Origin of the sequence: Ensifer adhaerens (assembly GCF_000697965.2) — a bacterium.
In the GTDB taxonomy this organism is placed as follows: domain Bacteria; phylum Pseudomonadota; class Alphaproteobacteria; order Rhizobiales; family Rhizobiaceae; genus Ensifer; species Ensifer adhaerens.
Genome location: NZ_CP015880.1, coordinates 1,090,191 through 1,115,725, shown reverse-complemented (window position 1 = coordinate 1,115,725; position 25,535 = coordinate 1,090,191). Strand labels below are relative to the sequence as shown.

Here is a 25,535-nt window from a genome sequence, read left to right as displayed (position 1 = left end):
TTGCGGTGCCCCACCACAACGTCATACCCCATAATATTTCATGGGCCTAATGAATGCGGTGTGAATAGGCCAGCCGGCTTTGCGCGTGGCTGCCATGCATGAGGTGGCGGGGTGTCAATGATCCGGGCTTTGCTCCAGAGATTTGCTCAGACCGATGAAGGCAACGTCGCTGTCGAGTTGCGGCGCATAGGCGGTCGACAGCCAACTCACGCCATAGCCGTGATTGCGGAAGAAGCGCACGGCGCGGTCGTTGCGCGCGTGCGTCTTGGTGGTGGCCGCGTCGAATCCGTCCGCAGCAATACGACGCTCGATCTCAGCAAACAGCAGCCCGCCGAAGCCCCTGCCCTGGAGCTGCGGCTCGATCCATAGATCGGAGATCGCATTGTCGAAGTTCTCGCACGCCACCCAACCGCAGATGGCGCCTTCGCCTTCGACGAGCAAAACGGAAAGCCAGTGATCGAACAGAAAACGGAGAAATGCGGCCTCGGCCACGCGCCGCATCTTTTCGCCATCGGCGAGGCCCGCAATTGCCGACTGCCAGGATCTAAGGCCGATTTCGGCCAGCCGGTCGACGTCGCCGGCGCGGGCATGGCGGATGACGGGCATGACGCGGTCTCCTTCCGCGACAAGAGTGGCTTTCAATGCAACCGAAGAAGAAAGGGCGGTACCTCGTCGGTACCGCCCCTCAAGAGATTACCACCATTTGGTGGGTGTGAAGCGGCCGGCCGCCTGTTCGATCACATGCGCCGTCTTGAACAGCGTCTCTTCCTCGAACGGCTTGCCGATCAGCTGCAGGCCAAGCGGCAGGCCCTTGTGGTCGAGACCGCCGGGAACGGCAATACCGGGAAGGCCGGCCATGTTCACCGTTACCGTGAAGATGTCGTTGAGGTACATCTTGACCGGATCGGATGCCAGATCCTCGTCGGCGATGCCGAAGGCAGACGACGGCGTCGCCGGCGTCAGGATGGCGTCAACGCCGGCATGGAACGCCAGTTCGAAGTCGCGCTTGATCAGGGTGCGCACCTTCTGCGCCTGCAGATAGTAGGCATCGTAGTAGCCAGCCGAAAGCACGTAGGTGCCGATCATGATGCGGCGCTTGACTTCGTGACCGAAGCCGGCGGCGCGCGTCTTTTCGTACATGTCGACGATGTCCTTGCCGTCGACGCGCAGGCCGTAGCGAACGCCGTCATAGCGGGCAAGGTTCGAGGAGGCCTCGGCGGGAGCGACGATGTAGTAGGCCGGCAGCGCGTATTTCGTGTGCGGCAGGGTGATGTCGACGATCTCGGCACCGGCTTCCTTCAGCCAGGCAATTCCCTGCTGCCAGAGCGCTTCGATCTCTTCCGGCATGCCATCGACGCGGTATTCACGCGGAATGCCGATCTTCATGCCCTTGATCGACTTGCCGATCGCGGCTTCGTAATCCGGCACCGGCAGATCGACCGAGGTCGTGTCCTTGGTGTCGACGCTTGCCATCGACTTCAGGAGGATCGCGGCATCGCGCACGTCACGGGCGATCGGGCCTGCCTGGTCGAGCGACGAGGCGAAAGCGACGGTGCCCCAGCGCGAGCAGCGACCATAGGTCGGCTTGATGCCGACGGTGCCGGTGAAGGCTGCCGGCTGGCGGATGGAGCCGCCGGTATCGGTGGCGGTCGCGCCGGCGCAGAGATGCGCGGCAACGGCTGCGGCGGAACCACCGGAGGAGCCACCCGGCACGAGATCCAGATTGGAGCCCTTGGCGCGCCACGGGTTCTTGACCGCGCCGTAGTAGGAGGTCTCGTTCGACGAGCCCATGGCGAACTCGTCCATGTTCAGCTTGCCGAGCATGACGGCGCCGTCGTTCCAGAGGTTCTGGGTCACGGTCGATTCGTAGCGCGGCGCGAAACCGTCGAGGATGTGGCTGCAGGCCTGGGTGTGCACGCCTTCGGTGGCGAAGAGGTCCTTGATGCCGAGCGGGATGCCTTCGAGCGCACCGGCCTTGCCGGCGGCGATACGCGCATCCGAGACCTTGGCCATCTCTCGTGCCTTTTCGGGTGTGACGGCGATGTAGGCGTTGATCGCCTCATTGGCGGCATCGATCGCGCCGAGATAGGCGTCGGTCAGTTCGACGGCGGTGATGTCCTTCGCGGCGAGCTTGCTGCGGGCTTCGGCAATCGTCAGGCTGGTAAGGTCGGTCATGGTAAAATCTGGCTTTCGCAATCAGAAACGTCGGGGCGGCTGGCGGGAGATTACTCGACCACCTTCGGAACGAGGAAGAAATTGCGATCGGAATTCGGCGCATTGGCAACGATGTCGTCGGCCTTGTTGCCGTCCGATACCGTGTCCGTCCGCTTCTTCATATCCATCGGCGTGACCGAGGTCATCGGCTCGACGCCATCGACATTCACTTCGGAGAGCTGCTCGACGAAACCGAGGATGCCATTGAGCTCACCCATCATCCGTTCGGCTTCTTCTTCGCTGACGGCGATACGGGCAAGGCGCGCGACGCGCTTCACGGTGGCAAGGTCTACGGACATGATCGTCTCCGGTAACTGGAACTTCCCCCGCTATAATGGCGCAGGGCGAGCCACGCAACGGGGGAATTACCGGAGGACCGGGCCTCTCGTCAAAAGGCCCGGCGCAACATCAGATCTCGACGACGCCGCCGACGTGCGGCGTCGCCACCTTGGTCGACGCGCTTTCCATGCCGGCAACGAAGGTTTCCGGGGTCTGGTCGATGATCGGGAACGAGCCGTAATGGCAGGGGATGGCTGTCGAGAACTTGAAGAAGCGCTGGCAGGCCAGGGCCGCAACCGCCCCGCCCATGGTGAAACGATCGCCGATCGGCACGATGCCGATCTCCGGCTGATGCAGCTCGTTGATCAGCGCCATGTCGGAGAAGATGTCCGTATCACCCATGTGATAGAGCGTCGGCTCGTCCTCGAAATGCAGCACCAGGCCGTTGGCATTGCCGAGCGAGTGCGAGACGCCGTCCTCGGTCAACTGCGCCGACGAATGCAGCGCGTTGACGAAGGTCGTCGAGAAACTACCGAGATTGATCGTGCCGCCGGTGTTCCCCATTTCCAGCGCCTTGACGCCATGCCGGCCGAGCCAGGCGGCAAGGTCGGCATTGGCAACGACCGTCGCGCCCGTCTCCTTGGCGATCGCAATGGTATCGCCGACATGGTCGCCGTGACCATGGGTCAGGAGAATGTGGGTGAGCCCGGCGGTCGCGTCCCGGCGCTCCTCGTCGCGGAACGCCGGATTGCCGGTAAAGAAGGGGTCGATCAGGATTTTGGACTTTGCCGTTTCGATGTGAAAGGCGGCATGGCCGAGCCATTTGATCTTCATGACGATCTCCCTGATGATTTGTCTGTCGCAACAGCATATGGATCAGACAACTCTCCGCGCAAAGATCGAATCGACAATCCCATGGCAATTCTCACCATCGAAGAACTCGCAGCCCAGCTACAGCCGAACCAGGCGATTGCAGGCCTCGACCTCGGCACGAAAACGATCGGCCTCTCGGTCTCCGATCTCGGTCGCCGCTTTGCGACCCCGCGCGAGGTGATCCGTCGGGTCAAGTTCGGCGTGGACGCGGAGGCGCTGCTGTCGGCAGCGACGAAAGAAAAGATCGCGGCCTTCGTCATCGGCCTGCCCGTCAATATGGACGGCAGCGAGGGGCCGCGCTGTCAGGCGACCCGCGCCTTCGTGCGCAACATGGAACAGAAAACGCCCCTGCCCTTTGCCTTCTGGGATGAACGGCTTTCGACCGTCGCGGCCGAGCGGGTGCTGATCGAGATGGACGTGTCACGACGCAAGCGGGCCGAACGCATCGATTCGGCCGCGGCCTCGTTCATTCTTCAGGGCGCGCTCGACAGGCTGGCGTCGCTGGCAAGAGACGGCCTCTCGGACTGAGGGGCCGCGGCACCGAAGTGGCGACGATACCAGGCGGCGATCTGGCGGCGCTTGCGAAAGCCGATAATGGCGAAAACGATCAGGCTGTCGACGACGATCGCGCGGGCTACGAGCGGCGGAATGGTTTCCGGCGGGATGCCGAGGACATTGCCGTAGATCTGGAACACCAGATCATGGGTTTGCCTCGTCAGCATGAAGAAGCCGAAGCTCATGTCGTAGTACGACAGGCCATACCAGGAGCCCAGCAGCAGGATCGGCCCGCCCCAAAGGATCAGAAACCACTTCATGCGGCTCCCCTTTCCGAGATCTGCCGAAAGACAACTGGGTAAATCGCGCGGTCAGCCAGCACGACGGCCACAAGAACCATCGCGGGAACTGCGATATCTAGCGCCAGTCCGGCAAAAAACATCATCATGATGATCATAAGACCAGTTCTCACCGAACCGCTCCATTCCGGAATCCATTAAAATGCCGGATCAATCTCCGCCCTTGCGGCGACCCGCGCAACGTAAACCATTTGTTAAGGTTAATTTTCACAGGGCAGTCCGGTCGCGGATCCTTGAAGGCGGGACACTCCCGTTTGATCGCCGCCTCGTGCCACCAGCGCATTCCGGTCGGCGATGATTTGAGGTAGCGATAGACGTCCCGCACGCAGGCCCTCCCCCATGACCGTCGTCTTTGAAAGCATTCTTCCCGTCTTCCTCCTGGTTCTGCTTGGCGCCTGGCTCAAGCGTTCGACCTTGATCGATCAGGGTCTTTGGCTCGGGCTCGAGCAATTCGGCTACTTCATCCTTTTCCCGTCGCTGTTGTTTTCGACGCTCGCCCAGGCCGATTTTGCCGGATTGAAGGCCGATGCGACGGCGATCGCAACGATCGGAAGCGTCAGTTTGATGTCGGTCGTCGTGCTGCTGTTGTGGCCGATGCTGCGGAACCGCCAGGTATCAGGTGCGTCCTTCACCTCGGTCTTCCAGACGGCGACACGCTGGAATGGGTTCATGGCGCTGGCGATCGCGCAGAAACTCTATGGCCCGATCGGCCTGACACTGACCGCCCTGGTGATGACGCTCGTGATCATCCCGATCAATCTCTACAATATCGGTGTTCTCGTCTGGTTCGGCGGTGGCAATCGCGACTTCCGCCGCTTCTTCGCCAAGATCGTCACCAATCCGCTGATCGTCGCCTCGGTGCTCGGTATTCTCGTCAACATGATCGGATTGAAGATCTACGGCCCAGTGATGGCCACGATCGATATGCTGGCAAGCGCCTCGCTCAGCCTCGGCCTGGTGATGGTCGGTGCGGGCCTGCGGGCATCCGATGCGCTCAAGCCCAGCAGGACGGCGTTGCTCGCGGTCTTCCTCAAGCTGATCGTGATGCCGGTCTTCATGGTGAGCGCGAGCTACCTGCTCGGCATTCGCGGCGATGCTCTGCTGGTCATCGCGCTCGGCGCGGCCGTGCCGACCGCGATGAACGGCTATCTACTGGCCAAGCAGATGGATGGCGACGCCGAACTCTATGCGGCGGTCGCGACCGTCCAGACGGTCGTTTCGTTCTTCACGATACCGCTGGTCCTCTACCTGACGGCTTACGCCGCAGGGGGCTGACGGCCTATCCCGCAGCGGCCTGACGGCTTACGCCGGACGTCCTGCGGCTCAGGCCGCAGGGGGATAGAGAAGGTCGAGGATGTAGGCGGAATCGAAGCGCGAATCGAGCATGCCGTAGGTCGAGCGCCACCCGGCAGCCAGGCGCGATTCGAGGAAGGCATCGGCAATGCGACCGGCACCGAGACGGTAGAGCTCGGCGGCAGCGGCGGCGAGCGCCAGTTGCTCGACCAGCATGCGGGCCGCACCCTCATCACGCTCGCACAGCGACATAGCCGCGCGCAGCACGTCGATCGTCTTGCGACCGGACGGGCCGAGATCACGGGCCAGCACGACGAAGAGCTGCTCGAACAGATCCTTGCCCTTGGCGAGAACCCGCAGCACATCCAGCGCCATGACGTTACCGGAGCCTTCCCAGATGGCATTCACAGGCGCTTCGCGGTAGTGGCGCGCCAGTGCCCGCTCTTCCACATAGCCGTTGCCGCCGAGGCACTCCATCGCCTCATAGATCAGAGCCGGCGCGATCTTGCAGGCCCAGTATTTCGCAACCGGCGTCATGATCCGCGCGTAGGCCGCGTCTTCCACGCTGCTGCGCGCCTTGTCGAAGGCTTCGGCCAGGCGGAACGAAAGTGCGCTTGCCGCGGCAACGTCGAGCGCCATGTCGGCGAGCACCCGCGTCATCATCGGCTGGCTGACGAGCGGCTTGCCGAAAACCTTGCGGCCGCGCGTATGATGTACGGCTTCGGCAAGCGAGGCGCGCATCATGCCGGCGGAAGCGAGCGCGCAGTCGAGCCGCGTCAGCGTCACCATGTCGAGGATCGTGCGGAGGCCGGCATCCGGCGCGCCGAGAATGAAACCGAACGTGTCTGAGAACTCGACCTCGGAAGACGCATTGGAGCGGTTGCCGAGCTTGTCCTTCAGCCGCTGGAACCGCAGGCCGTTGGCGCTGCCATCTTCCAGGAGCCTCGGCACCAGGAAGCAGGCAAGCCCTTCGCGGGTCTGCGCCAGCATGACGAAAGCGTCGCTCATCGGCGCCGACATGAACCACTTGTGGCCATTCAGCCGATAGATGCCCTCGCCCACCCGTTCGGCCGTCGAAGTGTTGGCGCGCACGTCGGTGCCGCCCTGCTTCTCGGTCATGCCCATGCCGACGGTGACGGCCGACTTCTGCATCCACGGACGGTTGGTGGAATCGTACTTTCGCGACAGGATCTTCGGCGCCCACTCCTTCTGCACCGCCGGCGACGCAGTGATCGCTGCCAGCGATGCACTGGTCATCGTCAGCGGGCAGAGATGACCGCATTCGAGCTGCGCCGTCAGATAGAAGCGGATCGCCCGCGTCTTGTGCGACTGGCTGCGCTCGTCCGGCAGATTTTCCCAGGCGGACGCGTGCAGGCCCGAGGACATCGAGCGGCGCATCAGCGCATGCCAGGCCGGGTGGAACTCGACGACATCGAGACGCTCGCCGCGCGGCCCGTGGGTCTTCAGCTTCGGCGGACCTTCGTTCGCCATGCGCGCCAGTTCCTGGGCCTCCGGCGAGGTGACGTAGCGGCCGAGCACGTCGAACTCATCGCGCAGCGTCTTGCTCATGCCCGATGTGATGTCGACCACCAGCGGATCGGAGCGATAGGCGTTGACACCGGACCAGGGCTTGGGCTGGTTGAGCTCGGCGAGTTTCTGTTCAGTCCGGTTCATCTGATTCATGGGCCGGTTCTAGCGCAAGTTTCTCGACCACGGAACGGGGCGAAGAAAAGATAGGATCGCCGTTGCAAGTTTTCTGCGGACTGAACCGCGCAAGCCTTGCCGTGCCGGGGACCAGGTCTTATAGAGCGACCACATTTCCAGAGCGCAAGGGCGGCCCATGATCACTTTCCCGCATCGCCACCTGCTCGGCATCAAGGGGCTCACGGAGCAGGATATCACCTATCTGCTCGATCGCGCCGATGAAGCCGTCCAAATCTCCCGTCAAAGAGAAAAGAAGACGTCGACGCTTCGGGGTCTGACGCAGATCAACCTCTTCTTCGAGGCCTCGACCCGCACGCAATCTTCCTTCGAACTTGCCGGCAAACGCCTTGGCGCCGACGTGATGAACATGTCGGTCGGCAATTCCTCGGTGAAGAAGGGCGAAACGTTGATCGACACGGCAATGACGCTGAACGCCATGCACCCGGACGTGCTGGTCGTGCGCCACTCCTCGGCCGGAGCCGCAGCCCTTCTCGCACAAAAGGTCTCCTGCTCCGTCGTCAACGCGGGCGACGGCCAGCACGAGCACCCAACGCAGGCGCTGCTCGACGCGCTGACGATCCGCCGCGCCAAGGGCAAGCTCTCGCGCATCATCGTGGCGATCTGCGGCGACGTGCTTCACTCGCGCGTTGCGCGCTCCAACATCCTGCTCCTGAACCAGATGGGCGCACGGGTTCGGGTCGTCGCACCGGCGACGCTGCTTCCCTCCGGGATCGCCGACATGGGCGTCGAAGTCTACCACTCGATGGCCGAGGGCCTGAAGGATGCCGATGTCGTCATGATGCTGCGCCTGCAGCGCGAGCGCATGGCCGGGTCCTTCGTGCCGTCTGTACGCGAATACTTCCACTACTACGGGCTCGATGCGGAAAAGCTGAAGGCAGCCAAGGCGGATGCGCTTGTCATGCATCCCGGGCCGATGAACCGCGGCGTCGAGATCGCCTCGGAAATCGCCGACGGGCCGCAGAGCGTGATCGAACAGCAGGTCGAGATGGGCGTTGCCGTGCGCATGGCGGTTATGGAAACGCTGCTTCTCTCGCAGAACCAGGGGCCGCGCACATGACCAGACCACTCGTTCTGAAGAACCTTCGCATCGTCGATCCCTCGCGCAATCTCGATGAAGTCGGCACTGTTATCGTCGGCGACGACGGCCTTATCCTTGCTGCCGGTGCCGATGCCCAGAACCAGGGCGCGCCGGATGGCGCCTTCGTCAAGGACTGCGCCGGCCTCACCGCCGTTCCGGGCCTCGTCGATGCCCGCGTCTTCGTCGGCGAACCGGGAAGCGAACACCGCGAGACCTTCGAGTCCGCATCGCGGGCCGCCGCTGCCGGCGGCGTCACCACCTTCATCGCCATGCCGGAGACCGACCCTGTCATCGACGACATCGCGCTCGTCGAGTATGTGAAGAAGACGGCGCGCGACAAGGCGCTCGTCAACGTACACCCGGCCGCAGCGCTGACCAAGGGTCTTGCCGGCGAAGAGATGACCGAGTTCGGCCTGCTTCGCGAAGCGGGTGCTGTCTGCTTCACCAATGGTCGTCGCTCGATTCACGACACGCTGGTCCTGCGCCGCGCCATGACCTATGCGCGCGAATTCGGCGCCGTCATCTCTCTTGAGACCCGCGACAAGTATCTCGGTGCCAACGGCGTCATGCACGAGGGCCTGCTTGCAAGCTGGCTCGGCCTTTCCGGGATCCCGCGCGAAGCGGAGATCATTCCGCTCGAGCGCGACCTGCGCATCGCCGGACTGACGCGTGCCGCCTATCACGCCGCCCAGATCTCGGTTCCCGAATCGGCCGCCGCGATCCGTACCGCACGCGAGCGTGGCGCCAACGTCACCTGCGGCGTGTCGATCAATAATCTCGCGCTCAATGAGAACGACATCGGCGAATACCGGACATTCTTCAAGCTTTCGCCGCCGCTGCGCAGCGAGGACGACCGGATCGGCATGGCCGAGGCACTGGCCGACGGCACGATCGATATCATCGTCTCCTCGCACGACCCGCAGGACGTCGACACCAAGCGGCTGCCCTTTGCCGATGCTGCCGATGGGGCGATCGGCCTGGAAACGCTGGCCGCGGCCGCGCTTCGCCTGCATCACAGCGGCCAGGTTCCGCTGATGCGCCTGATCGATGCGATGTCGACGCGGCCGGCGGCGATCTTCGGTCTCGACGCCGGTACGCTGAAACCCGGCGCCAAGGCCGATATCACCGTCCTCGATCTCGACGAGCCTTGGGTGCTTTACGAAGAGGCGATCGTTTCTCGCTCCAAGAATACGCCGTTTGAAAATGCGCGCTTTACCGGGCGGGTCGTGCAAACCTATGTTGCCGGCAAGCTGGTGCATTCGGCCTAAGCCGAAAGCGGTCGCGCGGGAGGGGAACCGGTGGATCTATTGTCCTGGCAGCTTGGGCTGCCCTTTACGCTCTTAAGCCTTGCCTTCGGCTATCTGCTTGGCTCGATCCCGTTCGGACTGATCCTGACGCGCATGGCCGGGCTCGGCGACGTACGCAAGATCGGCTCGGGCAATATCGGCGCGACCAATGTGCTGCGAACCGGCAACAAGAAGCTTGCTGCCGCAACGCTGTTGCTCGATGCCCTGAAAGGCTCCGCCGCAGCGTTCATCGCATCCTACTGGGGCGTCGAGGCGGGAATCGCCGCGGGCTTTGCCGCCTTCATTGGCCATCTCTACCCGGTCTGGCTTGGCTTCAAGGGCGGCAAGGGTGTCGCCACCTATATCGGCGTCCTGCTCGGCCTTGCTCCCCTCATGGTGCTTGCCTTCGCGGTCATCTGGCTCGGCATGGCGAAAATCAGCCGCTACTCCTCATTGTCCGCCCTGGTTGCAACGGCTATCATTCCGGTTCTACTTTACGCGGCAGGCAACGAGAAGGTCGCCCTCCTCTTTACCGCCATGACGGTCATCACCTGGGTGAAGCACCGCGCCAACATTCGGCGGCTGCTCGCCGGCACGGAAAGCAAGATCGGAGACAAGGGATAATGTCTGACGCCAGCGCAGGACGAAACGGAGTGGCGCTGACCGAACGACAGAAGATATCCTGGCTCCGGCTCATTCGCAGCGACAATGTCGGCCCCATCGCCTTCCGCGACCTGATCAACCATTTCGGCACCGCTGACAACGCGCTCGACGCCTTGCCTGAACTGTCGCGGCGCGGTGGAACCAGGCAGACCTATCGTGTGGCTTCCGTAAGCGAGGTCGAACGGGAACTCGAAGCTGCCCGACGCCACGGCGCCGTTTTCGTCGGCATCGGCGAAGCGGCTTATCCCTCGGCGCTGCGGCAGATCGACGGTGCTCCCCCTCTGCTCGCGATGAAAGGCGATCTCAGCGCGGCTGGCCGCCCGTCGCTCGGCATTGTCGGCTCGCGCAATGCGTCGGTCAGCGGCGCAAAGTTTGCGGCGATGATTGCGCTCGACGCCGGCCGCGCCGGTTATGTCGTGACCTCGGGCCTCGCGCGTGGCATCGATACGGCCGCCCATCGTGCCAGTCTCGAGACCGGCACGATCGCCGCCCTTGCCGGCGGTCTCGACCGCCCCTATCCGCCCGAGAACGTCGGCCTGCTCGAAGAAATCACGGCCGGTCGGGGCCTCGCGATCAGCGAAATGCCTTTCGGCTGGGAGCCACGGGCGCGCGACTTTCCGCGCCGCAACCGGCTGATCGCCGGCATCAGCCTCGGCGTTGCGATCGTCGAGGCCGCGCACCGCTCCGGCTCGCTCATCACCGCGCGCTACGCCGCCGATTTCGGCCGGCTCGTTTTTGCGGTTCCCGGCTCGCCGCTCGATCCGCGCTGCCATGGCACCAACGATCTCCTGAAACAGGGCGCGATCGTCACGACCGGCCCGGATGACGTGATCGAGGCGCTGGCGCCACTCAGCCAGCTGGAGCTGCCGCTGCCGGGCGTGCGGGAACCGGATGGTCAGGCGCGGGCTGGTGTTCCGGTGAGCGCGAGCGACAGAGACCGCGTCGCGGTTAGCACCGCGCTCGGCCCGACGCCGGTCGAGATCGACGATATCGTCCGCCACGCCGGGCTTTCGCCGGCTCAGGTCTATCTGCTTCTGCTGGAACTTGATCTGGCCGGTCGGCTTGATCGCCATGCTGGCGGCCTCGTGTCGCTCGCGACGCCCGAATGATGACAAGCCACAGCCACAGGCGGGCACGCCAGCGGGACCAATCACGCGTTTCAGATCGCAGATTCAGCGTGTTTCCGCATGGTTCGCCCACTGGCCTCTCTTCGTTATTTTGGGCGAACCCCCTTGACCCCGTTCGAATCCCTGTCCATTTCGGGGCGTCGATATCAGGCGAAGTACGGCGCAAACGGCGCTGACGCCGAACCAGGACCGGTTGTCTCAGAAAATGACGATGAATGTTGTAGTGGTGGAATCGCCTTCCAAGGCAAAGACGATCAACAAGTACCTGGGCCCCGGCTACAAGGTACTGGCTTCGTTTGGTCACGTGCGCGACCTGCCGGCGAAGGACGGTTCGGTCCGTCCGGACGAAGACTTCGAGATGTCCTGGGAAGTCGACAGTGCCTCGGCGAAACGCATGAAGGACATCGCCGACGCGGTCAAATCCGCTGACGGCCTCATTCTCGCAACCGACCCGGATCGCGAAGGTGAAGCGATTTCCTGGCACGTACTTGACCTTCTGAAGAAGAAGAAGGTGCTCGGCGACAAGCCGGTCAAGCGCGTGGCCTTCAACGCCATCACGAAAAAGGCCGTTCTCGAAGCGATCGCTCATCCGCGCGACATCGACACCTCGCTGGTCGACGCTTACCTGGCGCGCCGCGCACTCGACTATCTCGTCGGTTTCAACCTCTCGCCGGTGCTCTGGCGCAAGCTGCCGGGCGCCCGCTCGGCTGGCCGCGTGCAGTCGGTGACGCTGCGCCTCGTCTGCGATCGTGAAAACGAGATCGAGCGCTTCATCTCCGAGGAGTACTGGAACATCTCGGCGCTCTTGAAGACGCCGCGCGGCGACGAGTTCGAGGCGCGTCTCGTTTCGGCCGATGGCAAGCGTCTTGCGCCGAAGGCTGTCGGCAACGGCGAAGAAGCAAATCGTCTCAAGACCCTGCTCGATGGCGCCGCCTATGTGGTCGATAGCATCGAAGCAAAGCCGGTCAAGCGCAACCCGTCGCCGCCCTTCACCACCTCGACACTGCAGCAGGCCGCCTCCTCCAAGCTCGGCTTCTCCGCTTCGCGCACCATGCAGGTCGCGCAGAAGCTCTATGAAGGCGTCGACATCGGCGGCGAGACGGTCGGTTTGATCACCTATATGCGTACCGACGGCGTGCAGATGGCGCCGGAAGCGATCGAAGCCTCGCGCCTTGCGATCGCCAGCCAGTTCGGCGACCGCTATCTACCGGAAAAGCCGCGCTTCTATTCGACCAAGGCGAAGAATGCCCAGGAAGCGCACGAGGCCATCCGCCCGACCGATTTCAACCGGACGCCGGACCAGGTTCGCCGTTTCCTCGATGGCGACATGCTCAGGCTATACGACCTCGTCTGGAAGCGCGGCATCGCCAGCCAGATGGCATCGGCCGAGATCGAGCGTACGACCGCGGAAATCACTGCGGACAATGGCGGCCAGAAGGCCGGTCTGCGCGCCACCGGCTCGGTTATCCGCTTCGACGGCTTCATCGCTGCCTATACGGATGCCAAGGAAGACGGCGAACAGACTGATGACGGCGACGAGGATGGCCGCCTGCCGGAGATCAATGCGCGCGAAAACCTCGCCAAGCAGAAGATCAATGCCTCGCAGCATTTCACTGAGCCGCCGCCGCGCTATTCCGAAGCAAGCCTGATCAAGAAGATGGAAGAGCTCGGCATCGGCCGTCCCTCCACCTATGCCGCCACCGTCACGACCCTGCTCGATCGCGACTACATCACCAACGACAAGCGCAAGCTCATCCCCCAGGCCAAGGGACGGCTGGTGACGGCGTTCCTGGAAAGCTTCTTCACACGCTATGTCGGTTACGACTTCACCGCGTCGCTCGAAGAAAAGCTCGACCAGGTCTCCGCCGGCGAGGTCAACTGGAAAGACGTGCTTCGCGACTTCTGGAAGGATTTCTTCGCCCAGATCGAGGAAACCAAGGAACTGCGCGTCACGAACGTGCTCGACGCGCTGAACGAGGAACTGGCGCCGCTGGTCTTCCCCAAGCGCGAGGACGGCGGCGATCCGCGCATCTGCCAGGTCTGCGGCACCGGCAAGCTGTCGCTGAAGCTCGGCAAGTACGGCGCCTTCGTCGGTTGCTCGAACTATCCGGAGTGCAACTTCACCCGCCAGCTTTCCTCCGACAGCAACGGCGAGGAGGCGGCGGTCTCGAACGAACCGCAGGCGCTCGGCAAGGATCCGCATACCGGCGAGGAAATCACGCTCAGGAGCGGCCGCTTCGGCCCCTATGTCCAGCGTGGCGACGGCAAGGAAGCCAAGCGCTCGAGCCTGCCGAAGGGCTGGACGCCGTCGACGATCGACCATGAGAAGGCGGTAGCGCTGCTGTCGCTGCCGCGCGATATCGGTGCCCATCCGGAATCCGGCAAGATGATCTCAACCGGGCTTGGCCGCTACGGACCGTTCGTGCTGCACGACGGCACTTATGCCAACCTCGAATCGATCGAGGACGTCTTCTCGATCGGCCTCAATCGCGCCGTCTCGGTTCTCGCCGACAAACAGTCGAAGGCCGGTGCCGGCCGGGGCCGCACCGCTGCCGCGTCGCTCAAGGAACTCGGTGACCATCCCGACGGTGGCCCGATCACCGTTCGTGACGGTCGCTACGGCCCCTACGTCAACTGGGGCAAGGTCAACGCCACCCTGCCGAAGGGCAAGGATCCGCAGTCGGTGACGGTCGAGGAGGCACTTGTGCTGATCTCGGAGCGTGCTGCCAAGGGCGGAACGGCCAAGGGGAAGGCAACCAAGGCCAAGACGACCAAGGTAGCGGCGAAGTCCGAGGACGGCGCCAAGGCGACCAAGGCTAAGGCCAAGGCGCCCGCCAAGAGCAAAACAAAGACGGCCGCCAAGGCCAAGAAGGACTGATCTTGACCAGAATACCGCGCGACCCGACCGAACAGTCCGGCAAGAGAAGCCAGGGCAAGAAGCCTGCTCGCGCGGCAAAGGCCGGATCGGCCCAGCCAAGCGAGCCGATCATCCACGGCGCGGTCCCGCCGCGTGACGTGCTGATGCGCTTCATCGCTGAAAACCCGGACCGCGCCTCCAAGCGCGAAATCGCCAAGGCTTTCGGCCTGAAGGGCGAGACCCGTGTCGAACTCAAGGCCCTGCTGAAGTCGCTGGAAGTCGACGGCCTGGTCGAAAAGAAGCGCAAGTCGCTGGTGCGTCCGGGCTCCCTGCCCCCGGTGACCGTGCTCGACATCACCATCCGCGATGTCGATGGCGAGCTGATCGGCCGCCCGGCCGAATGGCTCGACGACGACGGCGTCGCGCCGGCGGTGCTGATCAAGCAATCCGTCGTCGCCAAGGGTAAGGGCAAGGCTCCGGTCGGCGGTCTCGGCGACCGCGTTCTCGCCAAGATCTTCCCGGCCAAGGAACGGGGCGGCCCGGCCTATACGGCGCGCATCATCAAGGTGCTGGACAAGCGCAAGGATGCCGTGCTCGGCGTCTTCCGCTCGACGCCCGGCGGCGGTGGCCGCCTGATGCCGATCGAAAAGCGCGGCGAGGAAATACTTGTTGATCCGGAGTTCACCGGCAACGCTGAGGACGGCGATCTGGTCGAGGTGCAGCTGTCGCGTCTCGGCCGCTACGGTCTGCCGCGCGCGCAGGTGCAGACCGTCATCGGTTCGGTCGCCTCGGAGAAGGCGATCTCGATGATCGCCATCCATGCCCACGGCATTCCCCACGTTTTCCCGGAACGGGTGATCGAGGAGGCGAACGCCGCGGGCCCCGCCACCATGGCGCACCGCGAGGACTGGCGCACGCTGCCGCTGATCACCATCGATCCGGCCGACGCCAAGGACCATGACGACGCCGTTTATGCGGAGCCGGATCCGTCCGAGGACAATCCCGGCGGCGTCATCGTCACGGTGGCGATTGCCGACGTCTCCTACTACGTGCGTCCGAAGTCCGCTCTGGACCTTGAAGCGCTGAAGCGCGGCAACTCGGTCTACTTTCCCGATCGGGTCGTGCCGATGCTGCCCGAGCGCATCTCCAACGACCTCTGCTCGCTCAAGGAAGGCGTCGATCGCCCGGCGCTTGCCGTGCGCATGCGCTTCTCCAAGGAAGGCCGGAAGGCCGGCCATACCTTCCATCGCATCATGATGAAGAGTGCGGCAAAGCTCTCCTACCAGCAGGCGCAGGCAGCGATCGACGGCAATCCGGACGACAAGACCGGGCCGATCCTCGAGACGATCCTGAAGCCACTCTGGGAAGGCTATCGCATCCTCACGCGCGGCCGCGACCGGCGCCAGCCGCTCGAGCTCAACATGCCCGAGCGCAAAATCATCCTGAAACCCGACGGTACGGTCGACCGTGTCTTCGTTCCCGAACGCCTCGACGCGCACAAGCTGATCGAGGAAATGATGATCCAGGCGAACGTTGCCGCCGCCGAGACGCTGGAGCAGAAGCGCCAGGTGCTGATCTACCGCGTCCACGACCAGCCCTCGCTTGCCAAGCAGGAAAGCCTGCGTGAATTCCTGGCGACGCTCGACATCTCGCTCGTCAAGGGCGGGAACATGCGCTCGAACCACTTCAACGGCATCCTCGCCAAGGCCGAAGGCAAGCCCTTCGAAACCATGGTCAACGAGATGGTGCTGCGCTCGCAGAGCCAGGCGATCTACAGCCCCGAGAACATCGGGCACTTCGGCCTCAACCTCTTGAAGTACGCGCATTTCACCTCTCCGATCCGGCGCTATGCCGACCTGATCGTGCACCGGGCGCTGGTTGCCTCGCTCGGCCTTGGCGAAGGCGGGCTGACACCGCAGGAAGAGGCCGTACTCGACGACATCGCCGCCGAGATCTCGACTTTCGAGCGCCGTGCCATGGCGGCCGAGCGCGACACGGTGGACCGACTGATCGCGCATCATCTCAACGGTCGCGTCGGGGAGGAATTCGACGGCCGCGTTTCCGGTGTCACCAAGGCGGGACTCTTTGTCACCCTGCCGGCCTATGGCGCCGACGGCTTCGTTCCGATATCAACACTTGGACGCGACTACTTCATCTACGATGAGGCGCATCAGGCGCTTTCCGGCGAGAAGACCGGGCTCGGCTATCGCCTGGGCGATCCGGTACGCGTCAAGCTCGTCGAGGCCGTGCCGCTTGCCGGTGCGCTCCGCTTCGAGATGATCAGCGAAGGACGCAAGATGCCGACGGCAACGCGCTCCTTCCACAAGTCCGGTCGCAGGGATCGCACCGGCGCCCGGAAGAAGCCGGGGACACGGCCGCCGCGCGGCCGGCGATAGGGTCCCGATAGGACAGAGGAATGCACATGAAAGCGGCGTCAGGCGAAACACTTCATCTGGGCGGGTCCAAAAGCGACGAGCGCTCCGTTGGTCTTTCGATGAAACGCGGCTTTCTCGGCCGCTGTCCAGCGTGCGGCAGCGGCAAGCTGTTTCGCAGCTACCTCAAGTCGGTTGAGACGTGCGCGGCCTGCGGCGAGCGCATGGACCACCACCGCGCCGACGACTTCCCGCCCTATATCGTCGTCACGATCGTCGGCCACCTCGTGCTTGCCGGCTACATGGCGACCGACCTCATCCTTCCGCTCAACAGCTGGCAGCATCTCGCCATCTGGGCACCGATCACCGTCATCAGTTCGCTGGCGCTGCTGCAGCCTGTAAAAGGCGCCGTCATCGGCCTGCAATGGGCGCTGAAGATGCATGGCTTCGGCGGACACGAAGATGCGCCTGAGGACGTGTTGCCCCCGAGAGACGAACGGGCATGAGGCCGGCGCGGGAGACGGGCAACGAACCCAAGCCTCCGCGTCCCGCGACCATGCGGCCCCGGGATGCCGCTTCGATCATGCTGCTCGATCGCGTTGGCGGCCGCGTGCGTGTGCTTATGGGGCGGCGCCACAGTGCGCACGCCTTCATGCCGGATCTCTATGTGTTCCCCGGCGGACGCCGCGATACCGGCGATCATCGAATTGGCTTCGGCTCCGATCTCCATCCCTCCGTCCTGCGAACGCTGAAGGTGGCCGGCGCGCGCGGACTGTCGGATACCCGGGCGCGCGCGCTCGCGCTTGCCGCCCTGCGTGAACTTTACGAGGAAGCCGGCATCGCCATAGGCGCGCCGCTTCCTTCGGCCGAAGCTCCCGTTCCCTTTCTTCCCGATCTTGCAAAGTTGCGCTATATGGCTCGGGCCATCACCCCTCCAGGCAACACGAGGCGGTTCGATACGCGCTTCTTCGCCGTGTTCGCCGACGAGGCCGAAATCGATCCCACGCGGTTCCTGGACAGTCGGGAGCTTCAGGATTTGCAGTGGATCGATGTGAACGTTACTCCGTCGCTACGGATACCTGACATCACCGCGGTCATCCTCGCGGACCTCAGGAACGGACTGGACGCCGATCCTTCGCTGCCCTGCGAACGACCGGTTCCACTCTATACCTCGCGCCATGGGCGCTTCGTGCGCACATTGCTCTAAGGATCCGCGTCAGATGTCACAGCCATCGCCCGGTACGGCTGCACCGGTTGAGGAAATTCACTGGCGGTCGCTGATCGCGGCCGTTGCTGCCATCAGCGCGGTCGGCATCGCCATCGGCCTCGGCCTGCCGCTGCTATCCATCATCATGGAGAAGCGCGGAATTTCCTCGACCCTCATCGGCTTGAATTCCGCCATGGCGGGCCTGGCATCGATGGTGGCTGCCCCCTTCACGACGAAGTTCGCCCACCGGCATGGCGTAGCGCCAACGATGCTATGGGCCGTGCTAATCGCGGCCACCAGCGCGCTCGGCTTCTATTACATCACCAATTTCTGGCTCTGGTTCCCGCTCCGAATCGTTTTCCACGGAGCGATCACCGTCCTCTTCATTCTTTCCGAGTTCTGGATCAACGCGACGGCCCCGCCGAGCAAGCGCGGTTTCGTGCTGGGGATCTACGGCACATTCCTGTCGCTTGGGTTCCTGACCGGCCCGCTGCTGTTTTCGATCCTCGGCAGCGAAGGCCTCCTGCCCTTCCTCGTCGGCGCCGGCGTCATCCTCCTGGCATCCGTGCCGATTTTCCTCGCACGCGACGAAAGCCCCGTCATCGACGAGAAGCCCGAGCGGCATTTCCTGCGCTACGTCTTCCTCGTGCCCACGGCAACGGCTGCCGTCTTCATATTCGGCGCGGTCGAATCAGGCGGTCTCTCGCTGTTCCTCATCTTCGGGACGCGGTCCGGTTTCAGCGAATCGCAGGCAGCGCTTCTGCTAACGGTCATGGGGGTCGGCAATTTCATCTTCCAGATCCCGGTCGGCATGCTCTCCGACAGGGTCAAAGACCGGCGCACACTGCTCTCTGCGATGACGCTGATCGGTCTTATCGGCGCGCTGTTCCTGCCGCTGTTGGTCGAGAGCTGGTTCCTGATGGCAATTGTGCTGTTGTTCTGGGGCGGCTGTGTCTCCGGCCTCTACACGGTCGGCCTCAGCCACCTGGGCTCACGGCTTCAGGGCGCGGATCTCGCCGCCGCCAACGCGGCCTTCGTGTTTTCCTACGCCGTCGGTACCGTCGCTGGACCGCAGGCGATCGGCGCGGCAATGGACGCCACCGGCAACAACGGTTTTGCCTGGGCGATCGCCGGCTTTTTCGGTCTCTATGTCGCGCTTTCGGTGGTCAGGATCGTTTTGAAACCAAAACGGTCTTGACTTTTCGGCCGCGATTTGTAGTTTCGCGCCAACCTTGCCCGTGGCCCGCAACCGGTTGTCCACGGCTTTCATTGTTACAAAGGCAGGACGACCATGGCAAAAGCCACCACCATCAAGATCAAGCTGCTTTCGACAGCCGACACGGGTTTCTTCTACGTCACGACCAAGAACAGCCGTACGATGACGGAAAAGATGACGAAGACCAAGTACGACCCGGTCGTCAAGAAGCACGTCGAATTCAAGGAAACCAAGATCAAGTAAGATCGCCGGTTTTCGGGAATTGAAGGGCGCCGACCGCAAGGTCAGGCGCCCTTTCCTTTTTAGGCCAATGCCTTGAGCATCTAGCGTAGGCGCTGAGTGAAACGGGTTCCACGCCAGGGGGAGGAAACGGCTCGCCCGCCCCTGCTATTCCCCCAGAATCAAAACGCCGCCCCGAAGGCGGGACGGCGTGTCGGAAAGGGGGTCGGCTGGCCTCTGACTGCGGCACGAGGATTCCGCGGACGCCAAAAGCCAACCGACCGACCCCACGACCCAGGAGATGCGGCGGACCTGAGCATCATGGGGTAACGAATATCGCAGAAGGCTGGATGCCCCCTCTTTCATGAGCATCACCTGAAAATAAAAAAAAATCAACGAATTCTTAATGCGCGGAGCGGTGCCGCTCGGCGCATGGTTAATTCTGTATCAGACCTGGACAGGCACACTGCATGATCTCTGCTGCCACCCAAACTCCCCGGTAGCAACAGGTGACGCGAGAATACAACTTTGAATGCAGGCCGCAAGAGGCGGGCAAAGAAATTCCCTGGGGTGCTTTGAGGCCAGAAACGCAGGAGGCGCAGCTCAGGCGGCGGCTGCCACCACCCGATTTCGGCCTTCGTGCTTGGCCTGATAGAGCGCCATATCGGCGCGCTTCAGCAGCGCTTCGGCCGTGTCGCTGCCGGGCCTGAGCGTGGCAATCCCCATGGACGCGGTGACCTTCAGGGGGCCGTCCGCCTGCGGGATCGCAAATGGCAGGCTTTCGATGATCGTGCGCAGACGCTCGGCGACACCGGCCGCCATTTCGGCTGACGTATCCGGCATCACCACGATGAACTCTTCACCGCCGAACCGGCAGGCAAGGTCGGCACCCCGCACCGTCGTGCGGATGCGATTGGCGAATTCCCGCAAGACTTCGTCGCCAACGTCATGGCCGTAGGTGTCGTTAACCTGCTTGAAGCGGTCGATATCGGTCATGCAGATGGACAGCGGCCGACCGCGCGCAGCAGCCCGATCCATCAGCAGTTTCAGGTGCGTGTCGAAATAGCGCCGGTTATGCAGCCCGGTGAGGCCGTCGGTGACGGCAAGCTCGATGGTTTGCTGCACGCTCGACCGCAGCCTGTCATTGCAGTGCTTGCGCCGGATCTGGGTCATCGACCGGGCAATCAGTTCATTCGGATCGACCGGCCGCATCAGATAGTCCGTCACGCCCAGATCGAGCGCGCGGACGACCAACTCGTCGCTGCCCTGCTCGGCGATCAGCAGGATAGGGATGAACCGGGTGCGCTCCAGGGAGCGCAACTGCGAGCAGAGGCGCAGCGGATCGTAGTCGTCGAAATTCGCATTGACGATGACGAGGTCGAAATTGTTCTCCGCCGCCTCGAACAATGCCGCCTGCGGATCGGAGATGACCGAGACCTCGGCAATCGGCTTGAGGGCGCGCTGCAGCCGCTCCTGCGACGAGCCGCGGCCATCGACGAGCAGGACGTTGCCGGGCTCGTCAGGCCGGTCCGCCCGGCCAACATCTTCAAGCCCGATCGTCTGCGCCGTCTGGGCCCGCAGGCGCAGCTCATCGCTGACGTTCTTCAGGCGCACCAAGCTCTTCACCCGCGACATCAGCTGCAGATCGTTGACGGGCTTCGTCAGGAAATCGTCGGCGCCGGCCTTCAGGCCACGCACGCGATCAGAAGGCTGGTCGAGCGCGGTGACCATGACAACCGGGATATGTGCCGTCTTCGGGTTCGCCTTCAGCCGTTCGCAGACTTCGAAACCATCGAGACCGGGCATCATGATATCGAGCAGCACCAGGTCGATGGGCGTCTTTTCGCAGAGCGCCAGGGCGGCATAACCGTCACTGGCCGTCAGCACGTCGAAGTACTCGGCAAGCAACCGGGCTTCGAGCAGCTTCACATTGGCCGGAACGTCATCGACAACAAGAATACGCGCAGTCATATCAATTTTCCCGCCGCTCAGGCATCGCCCAGGTAGGTTTTGATCGTCTCAATGAACTTCGGTACGGAGATCGGCTTGGAGACATAGGCTTCGCACCCGCCCTGGCGGATCCGCTCCTCGTCCCCCTTCATAGCAAAAGCGGTCACGGCGATGACCGGGATGACGTGTAGCTCGTCGTCTTCCTTCAGCCACTTCGTCACTTCCAGACCGGAAACCTCCGGCAGCTGGATGTCCATGAGAATGAGATCGGGCCGATGCTTGCGCGCGAGCTCGAGCGCCTCCATGCCGTTGCGAGTCTGGATCGTCGCATAGCCGGAGGCCTCAATCAGGTCGCGGAAGAGCTTCATGTTCAGCTCGTTGTCCTCAACAATCATCACCTGTTTGGGCATGTCGATCCCTTGCTGTCCATCGTCACCTTGCAAGTCTCCTCAGGACAATTAACGTGCGGAGCCGACGACTCGACCCATTTCCTCAACGTCAGAGATAGGCCTATTTGGTTGAAAAATAGGTAACTCCGCACGTAAAAACCATACGGGGACAAACCATTGAAGAGCGCCGACGAAATCGCCATCGACATTCTCTCCTGGCTTGCCGGCGAGCCTGAGCTTCTGTCCCGCTTTCTGGCGCTGACCGGCACGGACCCAACGGCGTTGCGCAACGCGATTGCCGAACCCGGCTTCATGGGCGGGCTCGTCGCCTTTCTGATGGACCATGAGCCGACCCTGATGGCATTCTGCACGGCGACCGGTACGGCGCCTGAAGACGTCGTGCGCGCCCATATGGCACTTTCCGGCCACGCAGGCTTCGAGGATTGAGGGTGGCAAACGCGCCGACAGCTCACCGCATCACGCTTGGAAACCGCCCGCTGATCGTCAGCGACATCGACGATGTCGTGCTTGAATTCATCAATCCGTTCAAAGCGTTCCTTGGGAGCTGCGGCCATGTCCTCCTGCCCCGATCGTTTCGCCTGACCGGCAACATCATCACCCACGCGGACGAGCAGCCGGTGACGGAGCCAGAGGTCAAGATCCTGCTCGACACCTTCTACGGCTCGCAGGATCGTTGGCAAACGCCCGCCGCCAAGGTCGTCGAGACCCTGGCCGCATTGTCGGAGGAAGCCGATATCGTCTTTCTGACTGCGATGCCGCCGCAGCACGCTGCGGTTCGTCGCGCTCTTCTTGACCGGCTCGGCCTGCCCTATCCGCTGCTTGCGTCCGAAGAGCCGAAGGGGCCGATCGTCCAAAAACTTCACGGCAGCCGCACCGTCCCCCTCGTCTTCATCGACGACATGCTTCGCAACCTGCGATCGGTGAAGGATCACGCGCCGACCTGCCTGCCGATAAACCTCATGGCCGACTCGGAGTTCAAGGCGCTCGCGCCGAAGCTCGACGCCGACATCCGCGCCGTCGCAGACTGGCCGGAGGCAGCCGCAGCCATTCGCGCGCACTTCCGCGGCTAGCCCGGATCGGCTGCCCGTCGGCGCAAATTCAGCCGCGCCGGCGCTGCGAAAGACGCGCCCGGTGATCCTTTTCAACGGCGACAATTGCATTGTGATTTCCAATCGCGCCTCCTTGAGACTCGCTAGAGTAGAGCTTAAGGTCGCAATGTTCAATATTTGTTCCCGATATGCCCGACAGCGCTGCTCACTCTCCAGGCTTCTGCCGCGACTGCCTCAAGGAACAGGCGGCGTCGGTGCGGCGCTGCCTTGCCTGCGGCAGCCCGCGCATTCTGCGGCATGCGGAGCTCTATGACCTGACGCTGGCGCACATCGACTGCGACGCCTTCTATGCCTCGATCGAGAAGCGCGACAACCCGGAGCTTGCCGACAAGCCGGTGATCATCGGCGGCGGCAAGCGCGGTGTGGTCTCCACCGCCTGCTACGTCGCCCGCATTCACGGCGTGCGCTCGGCCATGCCGATGTTCAAGGCGCTGGAAGCCTGCCCCCAGGCCATTGTCATCAAGCCCAATATGGAGAAATACGCCCGCGTCAGCCGCGAGGTGCGCACGCTGATGCAGGAACTGACCCCGCTGGTGCAGCCGCTGTCGATCGACGAAGCCTTCCTCGAACTCAGCGGCACGGAGCGACTGCATCACGATCCACCGGCACGCACGCTTGCGCGGCTCGCCCGCCGGATCGAGCAGGAAGTCGGCATCACCGTCTCGGTCGGCCTCTCCTATTGCAAGTTTCTCGCCAAGGTGGCGTCCGACCTGCAAAAGCCGCGCGGCTTTTCCGTCATCGGCCAAGCCGAGGCGCTGGAGTTCCTGCGCGAGAAGCCGGTGACCCTGATCTGGGGCGTCGGCAAGGCCTTTGCCGCCACGCTGGAGCGTGACGGCGTGCGCACGATCGGGCAATTGCAGACCATGGAAGAAGGCGACCTGATGCGGCGCTATGGCACCATGGGGCAGCGGCTCTTTCGCCTATCGCGCGGGCTCGACGAGAGAGCGGTCGAAATCGACGGCGAAGCCAAGAGCGTTTCCGCAGAGACGACGTTCAACGACGATATCGCGCGCTATGACGACCTGGTCACGCATCTGCGGCGCCTCAGCGAGCAAGTGGCCCACCGGCTGCGAAAGTCGGAACTCGCCGGCCAGACGGTCGTTCTCAAGCTCAAAACCGCCGACTTCAAGATCCGCACCCGCAATCGGCGCCTGGATAGCCCTACCCGCCTTGCCGACCGCATTTTCCGCATCGGCCTGCAGCTTCTCGAAAAAGAGGCGGACGGAACGAAGTATCGGCTGATCGGCATCGGCGTCAGCGATCTCTCCGCCCCGGATCTCGCCGATCCGCCCGATCTCGTCGATCCCGCGGCCACCAGGCGCGCTGCGGCCGAGGACGCGATCAACAAGCTGCGCGACAAATTCGGCAAGGCGAGCGTCGAAACCGGCTACACTTTCGGCACCAGAAAACGCGATCCATGAGACCACAAGCGTGCTTGCCCGAGCAGGCACGCTTCGCAAAGCGATCACGCAACCTTGATCGACAGCCCACACAGCAGGATGAATTCCTTAAAGATTGAAGGCTAGGCTTGTTCGCCAAGTCACGTGTTGGGTTGAGTGTATGGTATCGCGTTTCGCTCTCACCGCCAGCGTCGTCGCACTGCTTTTGTCGCCGGCTACCGGCTTTGCAGGCAGTCGCGGGCCGCTGCAGATCATCGTCTCGAAAGATCAGCAATCGCTCGTCGTCTATGACGGCGACGCTGTCATTGCGACATCACCGGTCTCGACCGGCAAGGCGGGCCACACGACGCCATCGGGCATCTTTTCTATCCTGGAAAAGCGGCGTCATCACAAATCGAACATCTATTCGAACGCTCCGATGCCGTTCATGCAGCGGCTCACCTGGTCGGGCATTGCTCTGCATGGCTCCAACCATGTGCCGGACTATCCGGCGTCCCATGGCTGCGTGCGGTTGCCGAGCGAATTTGCTGCCTCGCTCTACAAGTTGACCGAGCGCGGCGTGCACGTGCTGATCTCCGACCGGCAGATAACGCCCTTGGAGGTCAAGAGCGCCCTACTCTTCCGCCCGGCCCCGATCGATCTCCAGCCGCCGCTTTCCGACGTGCCGCTCAGACCGGCGATCAGCCAGGCCGGCGATGCGCCGGTGGAAGTGGCGATGCGGGAGCCGCCCGGCGGCGCCAATTCGGCGCGATCCACCGAGGAGCCGATCCGTATCCTGATCACCCGCAGCGATACCCGCGACACCATGCGCGAGGTTCAGACGTCCCTGGATTTCCTCGGCTACGCGCCGGGCGCGATCGACGGCCATGCCGGGCCGGCGACGATTGCGGCCCTGCGTGCCTTCCAGGCAAGCGAAGGCATCGACGGCGACGGCAAGCTGACACCGGACCTGACCGACCGGCTCCTGCGCAAGGCCGGACGTACGCCACCGCAAAACGGCAAGATCCTCGTGCGGCAAGGGTTCAAGCCGCTCTTTGAAGCCGGGCTTACGATCGACAAGCCGGAAGAGGCGCTCGGAACGCATTTCCTCCAGTTCCGGCACAATGAAGAAGAAGGTGCCGAAGGCAAATGGTTCGGCGTCTCGCTCGAGGACCACCTGCCCGCCTCGACGAAGAAGCGGCTCGGCATCTCCACGGAGGCCGATCCCTTCGCCTATAACGGCATCCAGCGCACGCTGGCGCGCATGACGATCTCCGACGTTGTGCGCAGGCGCGTGGAAGCGTTGCTCGCCGAGGGCTCGTCGCTCTCGATTGCCGATGTGGAAAGCGGGTTGGAGACCGGTCAGGGCACCGACTTCATCACCATTACTCGGACACGTCCCGGCGACTGATCTGCGAGACCGG

At 63.3% G+C, this 25,535-nt stretch carries 25 protein-coding genes; 16 read left to right on the top strand and 9 right to left on the bottom strand.

Annotated features, from left to right (window positions below; translation table 11 throughout):
• Window positions 1-114: 114 nt before the first annotated feature.
• From FA04_RS05270 to FA04_RS05255, 4 genes are all read right to left on the bottom strand, one after another.
• The gene (locus tag FA04_RS05270; protein ID WP_034795414.1) at window positions 115-606 is read right to left on the bottom strand and encodes a GNAT family N-acetyltransferase; all 492 of its coding nucleotides are present in this window, start codon (window positions 604-606) and stop codon (window positions 115-117) included.
• Between the two features lie 87 nt (window positions 607-693).
• Window positions 694-2,175: an Asp-tRNA(Asn)/Glu-tRNA(Gln) amidotransferase subunit GatA gene (gatA, locus tag FA04_RS05265; RefSeq protein WP_034795412.1), complete on the bottom strand. Its 1,482-nt coding sequence runs from the start codon at window positions 2,173-2,175 to the stop codon at window positions 694-696.
• Between the two features lie 50 nt (window positions 2,176-2,225).
• Window positions 2,226-2,513, bottom strand: a complete 288-nt coding sequence (gatC, locus tag FA04_RS05260) for an Asp-tRNA(Asn)/Glu-tRNA(Gln) amidotransferase subunit GatC (protein WP_034795408.1) — start codon at window positions 2,511-2,513, stop codon at window positions 2,226-2,228.
• 109 nt (window positions 2,514-2,622) lie between these two features.
• The gene (locus FA04_RS05255) at window positions 2,623-3,327 is read right to left on the bottom strand and encodes a metal-dependent hydrolase (RefSeq protein WP_034795392.1); all 705 of its coding nucleotides are present in this window, start codon (window positions 3,325-3,327) and stop codon (window positions 2,623-2,625) included.
• Between the two features lie 81 nt (window positions 3,328-3,408).
• Between FA04_RS05255 and ruvX the strand changes: the two genes are divergently transcribed.
• Entirely contained in the window at window positions 3,409-3,894 is a 486-nt protein-coding gene (gene ruvX, locus FA04_RS05250) for a Holliday junction resolvase RuvX (RefSeq protein WP_034795390.1), read from the top strand.
• Here ruvX and FA04_RS05245 read toward each other — a convergent pair.
• Window positions 3,840-4,181: a DUF6105 family protein gene (locus tag FA04_RS05245; RefSeq protein ID WP_034795388.1), complete on the bottom strand. Its 342-nt coding sequence runs from the start codon at window positions 4,179-4,181 to the stop codon at window positions 3,840-3,842. The genes ruvX and FA04_RS05245 overlap by 55 nt on opposite strands.
• Entirely contained in the window at window positions 4,178-4,318 is a 141-nt protein-coding gene (locus FA04_RS35570) for a hypothetical protein (RefSeq protein ID WP_089045732.1), read from the bottom strand. The genes FA04_RS05245 and FA04_RS35570 overlap by 4 nt, the downstream gene beginning before the upstream one ends.
• A gap of 241 nt (window positions 4,319-4,559) precedes the next feature.
• On the opposite strand from FA04_RS35570, the gene FA04_RS05240 reads away from it, so the two are divergent.
• The gene (locus tag FA04_RS05240) at window positions 4,560-5,495 is read left to right on the top strand and encodes an AEC family transporter (protein WP_034795385.1); all 936 of its coding nucleotides are present in this window, start codon (window positions 4,560-4,562) and stop codon (window positions 5,493-5,495) included.
• Between the two features lie 48 nt (window positions 5,496-5,543).
• Here the strand turns inward: FA04_RS05240 and FA04_RS05235 are convergent, their stop codons facing one another.
• Complete coding sequence (locus FA04_RS05235) at window positions 5,544-7,196, bottom strand: acyl-CoA dehydrogenase family protein (RefSeq protein ID WP_034795383.1); 1,653 nt, start codon at window positions 7,194-7,196, stop codon at window positions 5,544-5,546.
• Window positions 7,197-7,353: 157 nt separating this feature from the next.
• On the opposite strand from FA04_RS05235, the gene FA04_RS05230 reads away from it, so the two are divergent.
• From FA04_RS05230 to rpmG, 10 genes are all read left to right on the top strand, one after another.
• Window positions 7,354-8,295 carry an aspartate carbamoyltransferase catalytic subunit gene (locus tag FA04_RS05230; protein WP_034795379.1) on the top strand — a complete coding sequence of 314 codons (942 nt, stop codon included), beginning with the start codon at window positions 7,354-7,356 and terminating at the stop codon, window positions 8,293-8,295.
• The gene (locus FA04_RS05225; RefSeq protein ID WP_034795376.1) at window positions 8,292-9,584 is read left to right on the top strand and encodes a dihydroorotase; all 1,293 of its coding nucleotides are present in this window, start codon (window positions 8,292-8,294) and stop codon (window positions 9,582-9,584) included. The genes FA04_RS05230 and FA04_RS05225 overlap by 4 nt, the downstream gene beginning before the upstream one ends.
• Window positions 9,585-9,614: 30 nt before the next feature.
• A complete protein-coding gene (gene plsY, locus FA04_RS05220; RefSeq protein WP_034795374.1) occupies window positions 9,615-10,226 on the top strand; it encodes a glycerol-3-phosphate 1-O-acyltransferase PlsY in 612 nt (203 codons plus the stop codon).
• A complete protein-coding gene (dprA, locus tag FA04_RS05215) occupies window positions 10,226-11,374 on the top strand; it encodes a DNA-processing protein DprA (RefSeq protein ID WP_034795371.1) in 1,149 nt (382 codons plus the stop codon). Before plsY ends, dprA begins: the two co-directional genes overlap by 1 nt.
• 229 nt (window positions 11,375-11,603) lie before the next feature.
• The gene (gene topA, locus FA04_RS05210) at window positions 11,604-14,270 is read left to right on the top strand and encodes a type I DNA topoisomerase (protein WP_034795369.1); all 2,667 of its coding nucleotides are present in this window, start codon (window positions 11,604-11,606) and stop codon (window positions 14,268-14,270) included.
• A 2-nt stretch (window positions 14,271-14,272) separates the two neighbouring features.
• Entirely contained in the window at window positions 14,273-16,645 is a 2,373-nt protein-coding gene (gene rnr / locus FA04_RS05205) for a ribonuclease R (RefSeq protein ID WP_034795365.1), read from the top strand.
• 26 nt (window positions 16,646-16,671) lie between these two features.
• A complete protein-coding gene (locus FA04_RS05200) occupies window positions 16,672-17,127 on the top strand; it encodes a DUF983 domain-containing protein (RefSeq protein ID WP_034795645.1) in 456 nt (151 codons plus the stop codon).
• A complete protein-coding gene (locus tag FA04_RS05195) occupies window positions 17,124-17,828 on the top strand; it encodes an NUDIX hydrolase (protein WP_034795362.1) in 705 nt (234 codons plus the stop codon). Before FA04_RS05200 ends, FA04_RS05195 begins: the two co-directional genes overlap by 4 nt.
• A gap of 13 nt (window positions 17,829-17,841) precedes the next feature.
• Window positions 17,842-19,026, top strand: coding sequence for an MFS transporter (locus FA04_RS05190; RefSeq protein ID WP_034795359.1), 1,185 nt, complete (start codon window positions 17,842-17,844; stop codon window positions 19,024-19,026).
• A 93-nt stretch (window positions 19,027-19,119) separates the two neighbouring features.
• Window positions 19,120-19,287, top strand: a complete 168-nt coding sequence (gene rpmG / locus FA04_RS05185; RefSeq protein ID WP_034795357.1) for a 50S ribosomal protein L33 — start codon at window positions 19,120-19,122, stop codon at window positions 19,285-19,287.
• Between the two features lie 579 nt (window positions 19,288-19,866).
• On the opposite strand, the gene FA04_RS05180 is transcribed toward rpmG, so the two are convergent.
• Together FA04_RS05180 and FA04_RS05175 are read right to left on the bottom strand one after the other, a co-directional pair.
• A complete protein-coding gene (locus FA04_RS05180; RefSeq protein ID WP_034795354.1) occupies window positions 19,867-21,234 on the bottom strand; it encodes a PleD family two-component system response regulator in 1,368 nt (455 codons plus the stop codon).
• A 17-nt stretch (window positions 21,235-21,251) separates the two neighbouring features.
• Window positions 21,252-21,623: a response regulator gene (locus FA04_RS05175; protein ID WP_003537642.1), complete on the bottom strand. Its 372-nt coding sequence runs from the start codon at window positions 21,621-21,623 to the stop codon at window positions 21,252-21,254.
• 156 nt (window positions 21,624-21,779) lie between these two features.
• Here FA04_RS05175 and FA04_RS05170 point away from each other — a divergent pair, with 156 nt between their 5' ends.
• The 4 genes from FA04_RS05170 (at window position 21,780) to FA04_RS05155 (ending at window position 25,522) form a co-directional block, all read left to right on the top strand.
• Window positions 21,780-22,049, top strand: a complete 270-nt coding sequence (locus FA04_RS05170) for a DUF3572 domain-containing protein (protein WP_034795349.1) — start codon at window positions 21,780-21,782, stop codon at window positions 22,047-22,049.
• Window positions 22,050-22,051: 2 nt separating this feature from the next.
• The gene (locus FA04_RS05165) at window positions 22,052-22,693 is read left to right on the top strand and encodes a hypothetical protein (protein ID WP_034795346.1); all 642 of its coding nucleotides are present in this window, start codon (window positions 22,052-22,054) and stop codon (window positions 22,691-22,693) included.
• A gap of 167 nt (window positions 22,694-22,860) precedes the next feature.
• On the top strand, window positions 22,861-24,153 hold the full coding sequence (locus tag FA04_RS05160) for a DNA polymerase IV (RefSeq protein ID WP_034795342.1): 1,293 nt from the start codon (window positions 22,861-22,863) through the stop codon (window positions 24,151-24,153).
• Between the two features lie 139 nt (window positions 24,154-24,292).
• Window positions 24,293-25,522 (top strand): L,D-transpeptidase family protein, encoded by a 1,230-nt coding sequence (locus FA04_RS05155; protein WP_034795339.1) that lies wholly within the window; start codon window positions 24,293-24,295, stop codon window positions 25,520-25,522.
• Window positions 25,523-25,535: the final 13 nt, after the last annotated feature.

Coding starts and splice junctions, on each gene's coding strand:
- FA04_RS05270 (WP_034795414.1), bottom strand. CDS start 606: ATGCCCGTCATCCGCCATGCCCGCGCCGGCGACGTCGACCGGCTGGCC.
- gatA (WP_034795412.1), bottom strand. CDS start 2,175: ATGACCGACCTTACCAGCCTGACGATTGCCGAAGCCCGCAGCAAGCTC.
- gatC (WP_034795408.1), bottom strand. CDS start 2,513: ATGTCCGTAGACCTTGCCACCGTGAAGCGCGTCGCGCGCCTTGCCCGT.
- FA04_RS05255 (WP_034795392.1), bottom strand. CDS start 3,327: ATGAAGATCAAATGGCTCGGCCATGCCGCCTTTCACATCGAAACGGCA.
- ruvX (WP_034795390.1), top strand. CDS start 3,409: ATGGCAATTCTCACCATCGAAGAACTCGCAGCCCAGCTACAGCCGAAC.
- FA04_RS05245 (WP_034795388.1), bottom strand. CDS start 4,181: ATGAAGTGGTTTCTGATCCTTTGGGGCGGGCCGATCCTGCTGCTGGGC.
- FA04_RS35570 (WP_089045732.1), bottom strand. CDS start 4,318: ATGATCATCATGATGATGTTTTTTGCCGGACTGGCGCTAGATATCGCA.
- FA04_RS05240 (WP_034795385.1), top strand. CDS start 4,560: ATGACCGTCGTCTTTGAAAGCATTCTTCCCGTCTTCCTCCTGGTTCTG.
- FA04_RS05235 (WP_034795383.1), bottom strand. CDS start 7,196: ATGAATCAGATGAACCGGACTGAACAGAAACTCGCCGAGCTCAACCAG.
- FA04_RS05230 (WP_034795379.1), top strand. CDS start 7,354: ATGATCACTTTCCCGCATCGCCACCTGCTCGGCATCAAGGGGCTCACG.
- FA04_RS05225 (WP_034795376.1), top strand. CDS start 8,292: ATGACCAGACCACTCGTTCTGAAGAACCTTCGCATCGTCGATCCCTCG.
- dprA (WP_034795371.1), top strand. CDS start 10,226: ATGTCTGACGCCAGCGCAGGACGAAACGGAGTGGCGCTGACCGAACGA.
- topA (WP_034795369.1), top strand. CDS start 11,604: ATGAATGTTGTAGTGGTGGAATCGCCTTCCAAGGCAAAGACGATCAAC.
- FA04_RS05200 (WP_034795645.1), top strand. CDS start 16,672: ATGAAAGCGGCGTCAGGCGAAACACTTCATCTGGGCGGGTCCAAAAGC.
- FA04_RS05195 (WP_034795362.1), top strand. CDS start 17,124: ATGAGGCCGGCGCGGGAGACGGGCAACGAACCCAAGCCTCCGCGTCCC.
- FA04_RS05190 (WP_034795359.1), top strand. CDS start 17,842: ATGTCACAGCCATCGCCCGGTACGGCTGCACCGGTTGAGGAAATTCAC.
- rpmG (WP_034795357.1), top strand. CDS start 19,120: ATGGCAAAAGCCACCACCATCAAGATCAAGCTGCTTTCGACAGCCGAC.
- FA04_RS05180 (WP_034795354.1), bottom strand. CDS start 21,234: ATGACTGCGCGTATTCTTGTTGTCGATGACGTTCCGGCCAATGTGAAG.
- FA04_RS05175 (WP_003537642.1), bottom strand. CDS start 21,623: ATGCCCAAACAGGTGATGATTGTTGAGGACAACGAGCTGAACATGAAG.
- FA04_RS05160 (WP_034795342.1), top strand. CDS start 22,861: ATGCCCGACAGCGCTGCTCACTCTCCAGGCTTCTGCCGCGACTGCCTC.
- FA04_RS05155 (WP_034795339.1), top strand. CDS start 24,293: ATGGTATCGCGTTTCGCTCTCACCGCCAGCGTCGTCGCACTGCTTTTG.